This is a genomic window from Aeromonas sp. QDB62, assembly GCF_027705695.1.
Classification (GTDB): domain Bacteria; phylum Pseudomonadota; class Gammaproteobacteria; order Enterobacterales; family Aeromonadaceae; genus Aeromonas; species Aeromonas allosaccharophila.
Genome location: NZ_JAPDCD010000004.1, coordinates 107,648 through 120,702 on the forward strand (window position 1 = coordinate 107,648; position 13,055 = coordinate 120,702).

At 58.1% G+C, this 13,055-nt stretch carries 10 protein-coding genes; 2 read left to right on the forward strand and 8 right to left on the reverse strand.

What is annotated here, in order from left to right; translation table 11 throughout:
* Positions 1-18 precede the first annotated feature (18 nt).
* From gshB to metK, 5 genes are all read right to left on the reverse strand, one after another.
* The gene (gene gshB, locus OKC27_RS03470; protein WP_182939080.1) at positions 19-972 is read right to left on the reverse strand and encodes a glutathione synthase; all 954 of its coding nucleotides are present in this window, start codon (positions 970-972) and stop codon (positions 19-21) included.
* 115 nt (positions 973-1,087) lie between these two features.
* Entirely contained in the window at positions 1,088-1,819 is a 732-nt protein-coding gene (gene rsmE / locus OKC27_RS03475; protein ID WP_182939081.1) for a 16S rRNA (uracil(1498)-N(3))-methyltransferase, read from the reverse strand.
* A 127-nt stretch (positions 1,820-1,946) separates the two neighbouring features.
* Positions 1,947-2,651, reverse strand: coding sequence for an endonuclease (locus OKC27_RS03480; protein ID WP_182939082.1), 705 nt, complete (start codon positions 2,649-2,651; stop codon positions 1,947-1,949).
* Positions 2,652-2,724: 73 nt separating this feature from the next.
* A complete protein-coding gene (locus OKC27_RS03485) occupies positions 2,725-3,264 on the reverse strand; it encodes a SprT family zinc-dependent metalloprotease (RefSeq protein ID WP_270805924.1) in 540 nt (179 codons plus the stop codon).
* Positions 3,265-3,332: 68 nt separating this feature from the next.
* Positions 3,333-4,484 (reverse strand): methionine adenosyltransferase, encoded by a 1,152-nt coding sequence (metK, locus tag OKC27_RS03490; protein WP_270805925.1) that lies wholly within the window; start codon positions 4,482-4,484, stop codon positions 3,333-3,335.
* Between the two features lie 349 nt (positions 4,485-4,833).
* On the opposite strand from metK, the gene tkt reads away from it, so the two are divergent.
* Entirely contained in the window at positions 4,834-6,825 is a 1,992-nt protein-coding gene (gene tkt, locus OKC27_RS03495) for a transketolase (RefSeq protein WP_270805926.1), read from the forward strand.
* Positions 6,826-7,388: 563 nt separating this feature from the next.
* Complete coding sequence (locus OKC27_RS03500; protein WP_270805927.1) at positions 7,389-8,060, forward strand: DNA-methyltransferase; 672 nt, start codon at positions 7,389-7,391, stop codon at positions 8,058-8,060.
* Positions 8,061-8,216: 156 nt separating this feature from the next.
* On the opposite strand, the gene OKC27_RS03505 is transcribed toward OKC27_RS03500, so the two are convergent.
* The 3 genes from OKC27_RS03505 to OKC27_RS03515 form a co-directional block, all read right to left on the reverse strand.
* Positions 8,217-9,482 (reverse strand): RidA family protein, encoded by a 1,266-nt coding sequence (locus OKC27_RS03505; RefSeq protein WP_270805928.1) that lies wholly within the window; start codon positions 9,480-9,482, stop codon positions 8,217-8,219.
* An 894-nt stretch (positions 9,483-10,376) separates the two neighbouring features.
* A complete protein-coding gene (locus tag OKC27_RS03510) occupies positions 10,377-11,501 on the reverse strand; it encodes an anhydro-N-acetylmuramic acid kinase (RefSeq protein WP_270805929.1) in 1,125 nt (374 codons plus the stop codon).
* Positions 11,502-11,649: 148 nt separating this feature from the next.
* Entirely contained in the window at positions 11,650-12,981 is a 1,332-nt protein-coding gene (locus tag OKC27_RS03515; RefSeq protein WP_270805930.1) for a peptidoglycan DD-metalloendopeptidase family protein, read from the reverse strand.
* Between the last annotated feature and the right edge of the window lie 74 nt (positions 12,982-13,055).

Genomic DNA, 13,055 nt, shown 5'->3' on the forward strand with positions numbered 1-13,055 from the left:
CCTCTAGTCGGTGCTGGCTCAGGCTTTCGCCAGTCGGCGCTCGATGGCATCCATCAGCATGCCGGTGATATGCACCGGGAAGGCCGCCTCGATTTCGCGGATGCAGGTCGGGCTGGTGACGTTAATCTCGGTCAGGCGATCGCCTATGATGTCGAGCCCGACGAAGATCAGCCCCTTCTCTTTCAGGGTAGGGCCCACCGCACGGGCGATGGCCCAGTCCGCCTCGCTCAAGGGGCGCGCCTCGCCGCGGCCGCCAGCCGCTAGGTTGCCACGGGTCTCTCCCTGGGCCGGGATCCGGGCCAGGCAATAGGGCACGGGCTCGCCGTCCACCACCAGCACCCGCTTGTCGCCGTCCTTGATGGCGGGCAGGAAGGTCTGGGCCATGCAGTACTGGCTGCCGTGGGCGGTGAGGGTCTCGATGATGACCCCCACGTTGGCGTCATCTTCCTTCATGCGGAAGATGGAGGCGCCGCCCATGCCGTCCAGCGGCTTGAGGATGACGTCCTTATGCTTCGCGTGGAAGGCGCGCAGCTTGTCGGCGCGGCGGGTCACCAGCGTGGTCGGGGTGTGTTCGGCAAACCAGGCGGTGTAGAGCTTCTCGTTGGCGTCACGCAGGCTCTGCGGCTTGTTGACGATGAGGCAACCCTCATCCTCGGCCCGCTCCAGCATATAGGTGGCATAGATAAATTCGGTGTCGAACGGCGGATCCTTGCGCATCAGGATCACATCGAGGTTGGAGAGCGGCTGATCCACCACCTCGCCCAGTGTGTACCAGTCGGCATAGTCATATTTGACGGTGAGCGGGCGCATGGTGCCAAAGGCACGACCGGCTTCCATGTAGAGATCCTTCATCTCCAGATAGAACAGCTCATAGCCGCGCTTTTGCGCCTCTTCGAGCATGGCAAAGCTGGAATCTTTCTTGATGTTGATGGCCGAGATGGGGTCCATCACGATGCCGAGTTTAATGGTCATCCGCTGTTCCTTTTTAATGGCTCGATAGGGTTGTAGGGTCGATTAGCGCAGCGTAATCGGCCGCTTGCGGCTGCGTCGATGCCGCCACGCGGCTGGTCGATGCTGCCCTCTGGTATTAAGCGAGATCGCCGAAGCGGCACTGCAGCGCCGTAATGGCGGTCAGGGCGGCGGTTTCGGTGCGCAGCACCCGCGGCCCCAGCAGCATCTCCTTGAAATCCTCTTGCACGGTACGGGCGATCTCGTCGCTGGACAAGCCCCCTTCCGGGCCGATCAGCAGCCGCACCCCGTGCTCGGGGACCGGCAGGGTGTTGATGCTGTAAGGGGCGCGCGGGTGCAGGTTGAGCTTGAGCTCCTGGGTCTCTTCCGCCAGCCAGGCGTCCAGCTCCATGGGCATGCGTACCTCGGGCACTACATTGCGGCCGCACTGCTCGCAGGCGCTGATCACCACCTTCTGCCACTGCTCGCGCTTCTTCTCCAGCCGATCGGCGGGCAGCTTGACGCCACAGCGCTCGGAGAAGAGCGGGGTGATACAGGTAACGCCCAGCTCCACCGATTTCTGGATGGTGAAGTCCATCTTGTCGCCACGGCTGATCACCTGACCCAGATGAATGGCGAATGGGGATTCCACCGATTGGGCATCGCAGTGGTCGATGGTCACTTCCACCGACTTTTTGCCGACGCTGGCGATGGTAGCGGGATATTGATTGCCATCGCCGTTGAACAGCTCGAGCTGCTGGCCCGGCTGCATGCGCAGTACCCGGCCGATATGGTTGGCGCCGTCTTCCGACAGGGCGATGGTCTGGCCAACTTGCAGGGTGGCCGATTCATAGATACGTGGAATGCGCATGGCTGATTGTCAGTCTCTTGCTTGGAAACCCTTCATATCCTGCTGCGAGGCGGCGAGCAAGGCTCACGCGGCAGAGGTGAAGGGCTTCATGATAGGAGGGGCGCTCCCCCTCTCTGGTCAAATGGGGTTATTGGCACTGCTTTTCAATAAAGGGATTGGTATTGCCCTGCAGCGTGCCGATAAGGCGGTTGCGCTCGCACTCCCAGCCTTCTGCCGGGTACTGCCTGTCCCAAGCTTCAAACAGTTTACGCTGTTGCGCCGCCAGACGCAGCCCATACTGCTGGCTCATGTAGAGGTAGGCTCGGGCGATCTGGCCCCGTACCGGCCCCTTGGGCGGTTGCACCCGACGATCCTTGAAATCCACCAGCATCTGGCACTGGCCGTACTGATCCGGCTTGCCGTTCCAGTCGGAGAAGCGGTAGTTGGCCCGATCGCCGTTCACCTCGCCGATGGCGGGGAAGAGGTTGTGCATGTCCCCCTCCATCTTGTTGAACTCGGGGCTCGCTTTTTCGCAGTTCTTGCGACCGCCATCCTGCCAGCACTGCAGCTGGTGGCCGAACTCCCAGGCGGGGACCACGTGCTCCCACTCGATGCGGGCGGCGCGCTTGGGCTGCTTGCGCGGCTCGTAGCCGCAGCTGGCGAGATCCGGGCTCATCTTCTTGCCCTGATAGTTGATGTCACAGCCGCAGTAGAAGGTGGTGGCATTGGGTTGGCTACGATAGAGCTTCACCAGATCCTGCTTGGCTTCGCGAAAGGTCTGGGCGTGCAGGGGCGCGCTGAGCAGCGACAAACCGGCCAGCAGGGTCAGGGCGAGGGAAGAGATGAAATGCATGGGATTCCTTGCAAACGGGATGATAGACGAACGATGGCGGGCACCCTAACACAGGGGCGCGACACAGGCTGGCTTACTGTTGGGGCTCCGGCCGTTCCCGCTCCAGCGGCTGCTTGCAGCGGCGACAGTGATAGCGGGCCTCGCCACGCACCACCTTGTTGTGGCGGCGTATCGACAGCTGATGCTGCTGGCATTGGCAGCGATAGGGCACGGTGCGCTGGGCCAGAACAGCCAGATCGAAGCTGTGGGTGGTTCTGGGCTCAAGGCCGAACACCTCCCGCATCACCGACTGCCACTGCTTGCCGTGAGGCAACACCCGGTTTTTGCCACGCCCTTCACCGCTATGTTCACCCCAAAGGGCGTGAACCAGCAGATGGGCCACCTCGTGGGGCACCACCTCATCCAGAAACGCCTGTTGGTTGGCCTGATAGAGGGCAGAGTTGAAGCGCAGCTCCCAGGTTTGCAGCCGCGCCGATCCCGCCGCCCGGCCCCGCATATTGCAGTAGATCCGCGGGCGGGGAAAGGTGCGGCCAAGGCGCGCCTCGGCCTGCACAAAACAGGCTTCTACGCGTTGTTGCAGCAGGGCGACAAGCTGGGCAGGAGTGGCAGACATCAACATCTCGTCAGGTAGCGGATAAGCAAAAGGGGAGCCAGGCTCCCCTTTTATCACAACAGCGAGCCTTACAGGCCAGCGGCGGAACGCAGCAGTTCGGCCTTGTCGGTCTGCTCCCACGGGAACTCGTCGCGACCGAAGTGACCGTAGGCAGCAGTGGCCTGGTAGATCGGGCGCTTCAGATCCAGCATCTGGATCAGGCCATACGGACGCAGCTCGAAGTGCTCGCGTACCAGTTTGACCAGCAGATCCTCGGCGACCTTGGCAGTACCGAAGGTTTCGACGCTGATGGAGGTCGGCTCGGCCACGCCGATGGCGTAGGAGATCTGGATTTCACAGCGATCGGCCAGACCGGCGGCAACGATGTTTTTGGCAACGTAGCGGGCGGCGTAGGCAGCAGAGCGATCAACCTTGGACGGATCCTTACCGGAGAAGGCGCCACCACCGTGACGGGCCATGCCGCCGTAGGTATCGACGATGATCTTGCGACCAGTCAGACCACAGTCACCCATCGGGCCGCCGATAACGAAACGGCCGGTCGGGTTGATGAAGTATTTGGTGTCCTTGTTGACCCACTCGGCCGGCAGCACCGGCTTGATGATCTCTTCGCGCACCGCTTCAACCAGATCTTTGTGGCTGATGGATTCGGCGTGCTGGGTAGACAGCACCACGGCATCCACACCGATGATCTTGCCTGCGTCGTCGTAGGCGAAGGTCAGCTGGCTCTTGGCATCCGGACGCAGCCACGGCAGGGTGCCGTTCTTGCGCACTTCAGCCTGACGCTTCACCAGCAGGTGAGAGTAGGTGATGGGGGCGGGCATCAGCACGTCGGTTTCGTTGGTGGCGTAGCCGAACATCAGGCCCTGGTCGCCAGCGCCCTGCTCCAGCGGATCGCTGCGGTCAACGCCCTGGTTGATATCCGGGGACTGCTTGCCGATGGCATTCAGCACAGCGCAAGAGTCAGCGTCGAAGCCCATGTCGGAGTGGGTGTAGCCGATGTCACGCACGGTATCACGCACGATCTCTTCGATATCAACCCAGGCAGAGGTGGTTACTTCGCCGGCCACCATGACCATACCGGTCTTGACCAGGGTCTCACAGGCGACACGGGCCTTGGTATCTTGCTTGAGGATGGCGTCCAGTACCGCATCGGAGATCTGGTCCGCAATCTTGTCGGGATGGCCTTCGGAGACCGACTCGGAAGTAAACAGCTTTGCCATGATGGGAGTCTCAGCTTGTCTGGGTTATCGCCACAGCAATAACCGGGTGAATGGGATGGTGTAGAGGTATCTACATCTGGACGTCTATTTTAATTAGCGCCCCCCGCGATTGCCAGCACTATTTTGTCGTGGCATCGCAAGCCAGCTACTAATGGCTCCTTGCTATCCCCAAGGGGGTGGAAATCAAACGTTTGCATCTGTTCTCTTTAGTCAAAAGCAGCCAAGAAAAGCGATTGTCCTCCCAAAGCCACTTTATTCGTCCAGATAACATTTGCACGCCGCGCGCCCTGCTGGGACAATAACGCGCCTTAATCTTGGCCATCAAATGAAGCAATCGCAGGAGATTCAGATGCCTTCTCGTAAAGAGCTTGCCAATGCCATTCGTGCATTGAGTATGGATGCCGTTCAAAAAGCCAACTCCGGTCACCCGGGCGCCCCCATGGGAATGGCGGATATCGCCGAAGTGCTGTGGCGTAGCCACCTCAGACATAACCCGAACAACCCCAAGTGGGCCGACCGCGACCGTTTCATCCTCTCCAACGGCCACGGCTCCATGCTGCTGTACTCCCTGCTGCATCTCTCCGGTTATGACCTCTCCATCGACGATCTGAAAAACTTCCGCCAACTGCACTCTCGCACCCCGGGTCACCCGGAGTACGGTTATGCACCGGGCGTTGAAACCACCACTGGCCCGCTGGGTCAGGGCATCACCAATGCCGTGGGTATGGCGATCGCCGAAAAAGCCATGGCTGAGCAGTTCAACCAGCCGGGCCACGACATCGTTGACCACTACACCTACGCCTTCATGGGCGACGGCTGCCTGATGGAAGGCATCTCCCACGAAGCGTGTTCCCTGGCAGGTACCCTGCAACTGGGCAAACTGATCGCGTTCTGGGATGACAACGGTATCTCCATCGACGGTCACGTTGAAGGCTGGTTTACCGACGACACCGTCAAGCGTTTCGAAGCCTACGGCTGGCACGTTATCCCGGCTGTTGACGGTCACAGCCCGGAAGCCATCAATGCCGCCATCGAAGCCGCCAAGGCCGAGACCGGCAAGCCGACCCTGATCTGCTGCCGCACCATCATCGGTTACGGTTCACCGAACAAATCCGGTTCTCACGACTGCCACGGCTCACCGCTGGGCAACGACGAGATCGCCGCTGCTCGCGCGTTCCTGAAGTGGGACCACGCACCGTTCGTTATCCCGGCCGACATCGCTGCCGAGTGGAACGGTCAGGAGAAGGGCGCCAAGCTGGAAGCTGACTGGGCTGCCAAGTTCGCCGCCTATGAAGCCGCTCACCCGACTCTGGCTGCCGAATTCAAGCGCCGTACCACTGGCGAGCTGCCTGCCAACTGGGCTGCCGAATCAGCCAAGATCATCGAAACCCTGCAGGCCAACCCGGCCAAGATCGCAACCCGTAAAGCGTCCCAGAACTCTCTGGAAGCGTTTGGCAAGCTGCTGCCGGAGTTCATGGGTGGTTCTGCCGACCTGGCGCCGTCCAACCTGACCATGTGGTCCGGTTCCAAGTCCCTGACCAACGACGATGCCTCCGGCAACTACATCCACTACGGTGTACGCGAGTTCGGCATGTCCGCCATCATGAACGGTATCGCCCTGCACGGTGGTTTCATCCCCTACGGCGCTACCTTCATGATGTTCATGGAGTATGCCCGCAACGCCCTGCGTATGGCCGCCCTGATGAAGCAGCGCGTCATCTTCGTTTACACCCACGACTCCATCGGTCTGGGTGAAGATGGCCCGACTCACCAGCCGGTTGAGCAGATCGCGTCCCTGCGTCTGACCCCGAACATGAGCACCTGGCGTCCGTGTGACCAGGTTGAATCCGCGATCGCCTGGAAGCACGCCATCGAGCGTACCGACGGCCCGACCTCGCTGATCTTCTCTCGTCAGAACCTGGCTCAGATGGACCGTACTGCCCAGCAGCTGGCCGACACCGCCAAGGGTGGCTACGTGCTGAAGGATTGCGCCGGTACCCCTGAGCTGATCCTGATCGCCACCGGTTCCGAAGTGGAACTGGCTGTTGCCGCCTATGAGCATCTGACTGCCAAGGGCCGTGCCGTGCGCGTGGTCTCTCTGCCTTGTACCGATGTGTTCGACGCTCAATCCGCCGAGTACAAAGAGTCCGTCCTGCCGTCTTCCGTCACCAAGCGTGTGGCCATCGAAGCAGGCATCGCTGACTACTGGTACAAGTACGTCGGTTTCGGCGGCAAGATCATCGGTATGACCACCTTCGGTGAGTCCGCGCCGGCCGAGCTGCTGTTCAAGGAATTTGGCTTTACCGTGGAAAACGTGGTTGCGACCGCTGAATCCCTGTAATTGCTGATTGCTTGGTTTTGAACTGAAAAGCGCCTCCCTTGGGAGGCGCTTTTTTTTACACGACAAAAATTGTATGCCTGCTTAGGGCTTCTGAGTTTATGTAATTCAAATTAAATAATGACAAAGATTTCAAAAGCAAATAAAGAGGCTTCATACAAGGCCCCTCTAGCACTATATTAGGTATCAGTTTTGATATATTTAATATCATTACTATGAGATGGAAATTAGAGTGTTAATGAACTCTGAAATTTTCAAAGCCTATAATTTGGGAGTATTTAGATGCCTTGCCAATGTTGTGGTAAACAGTTGAATATCGGAGTTTTACATAAGCACGATGAACTAGGTAATGAATACAAGTCCTGCCCTCGGTGCTCTGACACAAATGGTAGTGAACATGTTTTTCATCGTCATCCAGAGGCTTTTGGCCAAACGCCTGCACGTAAGACACCTACTAACCCTCAGGGTGATCAGAGTTATTGCGTCGATTGCCGGACATTAGACCCAGGTGCTCCATCAACGGTATACTTGAATGGTAAACCCTGTAGTTTTTTTAAGTAGAGAAAATGAATCTATTTCGTGATGATGCTGTGAAATGGTTGTCAACGCTTGCGGATGCAAGCGTTGATCTTGTTATAACGGATCCTCCATATGAGTCTTTAGAGAAACACCGGAAAATTGGGACAACAACTCGCCTTAAAGTAAGTGATGGATCAAGTAATCAATGGTTTGATATTTTCCCAAATGAACGCTTCGAAAGCTTATTTTTAGAGCTTTATCGAGTGTTAAAGAAAAACTCACATTTTTATCTATTCTGTGATCAAGAGACTATGTTTTATGTAAAACCAATTGCGGAAAAAGTTGGTTTTAAATTTTGGAAGCCAATCGTCTGGAATAAAATGGCAATTGGAATGGGGTATCATTATCGAGCCAAATATGAGTTTATTCTTTTCTTTGAAAAAGGAAAAAGAAAATTAAATGACTTAGGCATCCCTGATGTTTTGGAGTGTAAGCGTGTTCATCGTGGTTATCCCACGGAGAAGCCAGTTGCATTATTGGAGACTCTTATCTCACAGAGTTCTAGCCATGGCGATCTGATAGTAGATCCATTTTTTGGTTCTGGTTCGACTTTAGTTGCAGCTAAAAATATTGGTAGAAATGCTATGGGATGTGATATTTCAAATTTAGCTCACGAGCATTTCCATAAGCGAATGGAAAATTATTTACATGACAACTAAATATCATGTTTCTATTTAAGTTCGTAGGTTCGATTAGCGAAGCGTAATCGGACGTTCGCGTTTTTTAAGTTGATGCTATAAAAATTAATATCACTTCGTTTTATCAAAAAAGAGACCGGCTATCAGCCGGTCTCTTTTTATTATTTAAAACAAACCTTACGCCTGCGGCGGGGTACTTTCCGCGTTGGACATCACCGCATCAATTTGCACCAAGGCACCGGCGGGCAGTTCGCTCACCCCGAATACGGTGCGGGCAGGCAGATAACCCGGGAAGTATTTGGTGTAGACGGCGTTGACCGCATCCAGATCCGCGATATTGCCGAGCTGGATATTGACCTTGACGATATCGTCCATCACATGGCCGATGCTCTCCACAATCGCCTTGATATTGCTCAGGCACTGGGCGGTCTGCTCTTTGACGCAGCCAGTCAGGATCTTGCCGGTGGCGGGGTCAATCGGCAGTTGCGCAGACAGATGGTTGTAGTGGGAGAAGGCGACGGTCTGGCAATGGAGCGGGCTGCGTGGTGCCTTGTCGGTATTGCGGGCGCTGATCACCAGATTGTGTCTGTCTTCCACCAGTTGTGGCGGGGTGCCGTCACCGTGGGAGATGACCGCATCCATCTGCACCCGTGCCCCCATGGGCAGGGCGGCGGCACTGACCACCGAGCGGGCGGGCAGATAGGCCACGGCGCGGGCGATGGCGGAGTCGGGGAAGAAGGTGGTGTAGACCTCGTTGACGGCCTCCAGATCGGCCAGATCGGTCAGATAGACGGTCACCTTGACGATATCGTCAAACGGCACGTCGATGCTCTCCAGCACCGCCTTGATATTGCGCAGGCACTGGCCCGCCTGCTCCTTGATGCCACCGGCAACCAGCTGGCCCGAGGCGGCCTCGACCGGCAGCTGGGCGCCGATATTGTTGTAGTGGGAGAAGGCCACAGTATGGGTGGAGAGCGGGTTGTGCGGCGCCTTGTCGCTATTGCGGGCCAGTTTAACCAGCGGGCAAGGATCTTGCGGGAAGGTACCTTCGCCGTTGGAGATGATGGCATCGATCTGCACCAGCGCGCCCAGCGGCAGGGCGGCGACGGCGAGGGTGGTGCGGGTCGGCAGATAGCCCGGGAAGAATTCGCGATAGACGGCGTTGACCGCCTCCAGATCCGCCATCTCTTTCAGGAAGATGGTCGCTTTGACCATATCGTCCATCACATGGCCGATGCTCTCGATGATCGCCTTGAGGTTGCTCAGGCACTGTCTGGCCTGCGCAGTGACATCGCCACTCACCATCTTGCCGGTGGCCGGATCGACCGGCAGCTGGGCGGAGATATTGTTGTAATGGGAGAACGCCACCGTTTGGGTGCAGGGGCCCAGATCCTGGGGTGCATGGGTGGTATTTCTTGCCGACTTGATGATGGTGCCACTCATAGATATGCCTCTTTTTAATATTTGTTGTTAATTCAGGTACAGGTTGACCCCATCTTGTTGTGCGCCATGGCCACTGCGCCAGCGGCGGCATCCCCGGTTATTATTTGTGATCCACTCAATAGCTGAGAGGGATAAGAGAGGAAGAGACAGGGTAGATATTTCAGACAGGGCGATTCTATGAGTGGCTATCAGGGGTTGCAAACCACGGATTGCATTTCTATGAGATGGCTCAACGCTCGCAAATTTAATGTGATTGCTATTCAATTCACGCTGAATAATCACCCGTTTGCCCGCCAATGGCCCTGCATCGAGCAGTAGCCCAGTCAGGGCGGGTGTTGGGGCGCAAGCCTTGGCAGAACAGGGCTGTGAATAAAGGGTTAACGCCATGCATCAGCCTGCCAGCAAACGGCATTACGGTGCATAGATATGTATTTTATGTTTTTTTAATCCTCTATCTTCAATCGTGGAAATATGCTAGCTGCCATTTATGTTGCAACGGCTAAAGATGTGGCTGGAATATAATTCAAATATTTGCATGAGCGGCAAATGGATAATTATCTGGCAGTCACAGTATGGCCGCAGATGTGAGGCGATTTTATCTCGCGATATATAGTGAGATATTCCATAAGATTGCAGCAAAAAATATGGGCCTCATGGTGCGTAATGGAAAGCGCAGGAAAATGGCGGGTTGTCATGGCGAGTTGGAGGGCAGGGTGAGCGAGCCATTCAGGCCGAGCTTTCACAACCCCGAGCGCAAAGCCGACCCGATAAAGCGCAGTCCCGATAAAGAGGTCGGGCACCATCCAACGCAACAGCCCCGAACTTGGTCAGATCGGGGCTGTTGTGGGGCTGCTGTGGGTCTATGAGGGGGCGAACGACCGTGGTTGGCAGGGGTTATCCCGCGGGATAGAGGGCCCCCAGCACGGCCGGACGGCTGGCGCCGGTCACTGCGGGCAGGTTGCCCGGCTTGCGGTGGACAAAGCACATCGCCAGCCAGGCAAAGGCAGCGCCTTCCACCCAGTCGGGGGCCAATCCCAGCTCGGCAGTGCTGGCGATGCGCCATGCAGGCAGCAGGCTGGCCAGCTCCTTTAGCAGCGGGGCGTTATGGGCGCCGCCGCCGCAGGCAAACAGCTCGGCTTTCGGCTGGCTGGCACCGACTGACTCGGGCCGGGCGGGCAGTTGGCGGGCGATGCTGTGGCAGGTGAGCGCCTGCAGGGTACGCTGCACATCCACGGGGGCGTAGTCTGTGCCTGCCAGCTCGCCATCGAGCCAATCGAGGGTGAACATCTCCCGTCCGGTGCTCTTGGGGGCGGGGGCGGTGAAATAGGGGTGGGCCAGCAGCGTGTCCAGCAGCGCCGGGATAGGCTTGCCGCTGGCGGCCCATTGGCCTCCGGCGTCATAGCTGCCGCCGTGTGGTTGATGGCGGCGATACCAGCCATCGAGCAGGGTGTTGGCCGGGCCGGTATCAAAACCATAGACCCCGCCAGGATTGCCCGGCAGCACCGAGATATTGGCGATACCGCCGAGGTTCAGCACCACCCGCAGGGCGCCAGGCTTGGCAAACAGCGCCTGATGGAAAGCGGGCACCAGCGGCGCTCCTTGCCCACCGAGGGCCATGTCCATGGTGCGAAAATCGGCGATCACGTCGATGCCGGTCAGGGCGGCCAGCAGGGCGGCATTGCCGATCTGCAGAGTAAAGCCGAGCTGGGGGCGGTGGCGGATGGTCTGGCCGTGGCTGCCGATGGCGCGAATATCGGCGGGCGTGAGGCCCGCCTTGGCCAGCAGCGCCTGGGTCGCAGCGGCAAATTCCTGCGCAATCAGATTGTCGGCCACCCCCATGCGGTCGATTTCGTTGTCGCTCGGGGTGCAGAGGGCATGCAGTGTGCGGGCGGTCTCTTGCGGCCAGGGGTGACAAAGCGCCGCTTCGACCCGCAGTTCATCCCCGTCGATCATCACCAGTACGGCGTCGATACCGTCCATGCTGGTGCCTGACATCAATCCGATATAGCGTTCAGCCATTGGCTCTCCTCACTTGCTGACCGGGATACTCCGGTTCCCGACACCCATCCGATATGGCGCTCAGCCATGCGTTCACTTCAATGGGGTTGCCAGGCGCGGGCTCAATAAAAGGGGCTGGCAGGGCCTTCACCCTGCCAGCCCTGATGGCTCAGTTGCCGCGACTATCCCGCCTGTTCTGGGCCAGTTGCAGCTCGGGCTTGTCGAGTTTGGCTAGTTGCGGCATCGCCAGCTTCCTGAAGTTGGCCAGCTCGCGCCCGCTCAGGGTCTCTGCCTGCGGCAGGGTGAGGGTGCGCGGGTTCTTGTGAATGCCGCCCACCACAAATTCATAGTGCAGGTGCGGGCCGGTGACGCGGCCGGTGCCACCCAGGGTGCCGATGGTCTGCCCCTGCTTCACCCGCTGCCCCTTGTTGACGGTGCGTTTGGAGAGGTGCAGGTACTTGGTCACATAGTTGCCGGCATGCTTGATAAAGACATAGTTGCCGTTGAACTGGTTGTAACCGGCGGCCACCACGCTGCCGGAGCCCGCCGCCATGATGGGGGTGCCCACCGGCGCCACATAGTCGATGCCGTTATGGGGGCGGATCTTGCCGGTCACCGGATGGAGGCGGCGCGGGTTGAAATTGGAGCTGATGTATTTGAAGTTGACCGGCGCACGCAGGAAGCTCTTGCGCATTGCCTTCCCTTCCGGGGTGTAGTAGTTGCCATCTTCATTGAGCACGGCGCGGTAGGCGGTGCCCTGGTTGACGAACTCGGCCGCCAGAATATCGCCGGAGGCAACCCGCTCGTCGTCGCGGAACTTGTCTTCGTAGACCACCCGGAAGCTGTCCCCCGGTTGCAAGTCCTGGGCAAAGTCGATATCCCAACCGAAGATGGCGGCGAGATCCATGATCTGATCTTCCGTCATCCCCGCGTCCACCGCAGCACCCCAGAAGCTGGAGCGGATCTCGCCTTTGCTCACCTGTTCGCGGGTGTCGAGGGCGATCTTGACGTTGCGGGCGACAAATTCCTCATCCTTGCGAACTACCTTGAGCGCCTGCTCCAGACTGTGGGGGTAATAGAGGCTGTTTAGCTCGCCATGTTCGGTGAGCTTGAAGGTGAGCTCCTGCCCAGGTTGCAGCATCCGCAGGGGATCGCTGCCGTCGAGCTGATCGATCAGGTGCAGATCCGTGGTGCTCAGGCCAATGCGCTGGAAGATCACCCCCATGTTGTCGCCACGGCGCACCTTCACCTGTTTGGTGATATAGCGCGGCTTGGGTGGGGTGACGGGCCGGGCGGCCTCGGCCTCGGCCGTTAGTTCGTCGTTCAGTGCGTTGTCGTTAGCCGGTTCCCGCAGGGCAATCTCGTTGCCGTTTTCATCGACCCGTGTTGCTACCGCCTGTTCGCTTGGCCAGGCAGCCAGCATCATGATCATGATGCTTAAAATTAGCACCATCTTGCGGTGCCAGTGGGGGAGGGAGTTGAAGGCGTGCCAAATAACCATGAGAAGCAGATGAAGTCGGGCAGAATGGACGGATTTTACAGCCTTTCCAATTGGCCCGCCATTCCAGTAATATG

Coding starts and splice junctions, on each gene's coding strand:
- OKC27_RS03485 (WP_270805924.1), bottom strand. CDS start 3,264: ATGTCTGCCACTCCTGCCCAGCTTGTCGCCCTGCTGCAACAACGCGTA.
- OKC27_RS03500 (WP_270805927.1), top strand. CDS start 7,389: ATGAATCTATTTCGTGATGATGCTGTGAAATGGTTGTCAACGCTTGCG.
- OKC27_RS03515 (WP_270805930.1), bottom strand. CDS start 12,981: ATGGTTATTTGGCACGCCTTCAACTCCCTCCCCCACTGGCACCGCAAG.
- OKC27_RS03510 (WP_270805929.1), bottom strand. CDS start 11,501: ATGGCTGAACGCTATATCGGATTGATGTCAGGCACCAGCATGGACGGT.
- metK (WP_270805925.1), bottom strand. CDS start 4,484: ATGGCAAAGCTGTTTACTTCCGAGTCGGTCTCCGAAGGCCATCCCGAC.
- rsmE (WP_182939081.1), bottom strand. CDS start 1,819: ATGCGCATTCCACGTATCTATGAATCGGCCACCCTGCAAGTTGGCCAG.
- tkt (WP_270805926.1), top strand. CDS start 4,834: ATGCCTTCTCGTAAAGAGCTTGCCAATGCCATTCGTGCATTGAGTATG.
- OKC27_RS03480 (WP_182939082.1), bottom strand. CDS start 2,651: ATGCATTTCATCTCTTCCCTCGCCCTGACCCTGCTGGCCGGTTTGTCG.
- gshB (WP_182939080.1), bottom strand. CDS start 972: ATGACCATTAAACTCGGCATCGTGATGGACCCCATCTCGGCCATCAAC.
- OKC27_RS03505 (WP_270805928.1), bottom strand. CDS start 9,482: ATGAGTGGCACCATCATCAAGTCGGCAAGAAATACCACCCATGCACCC.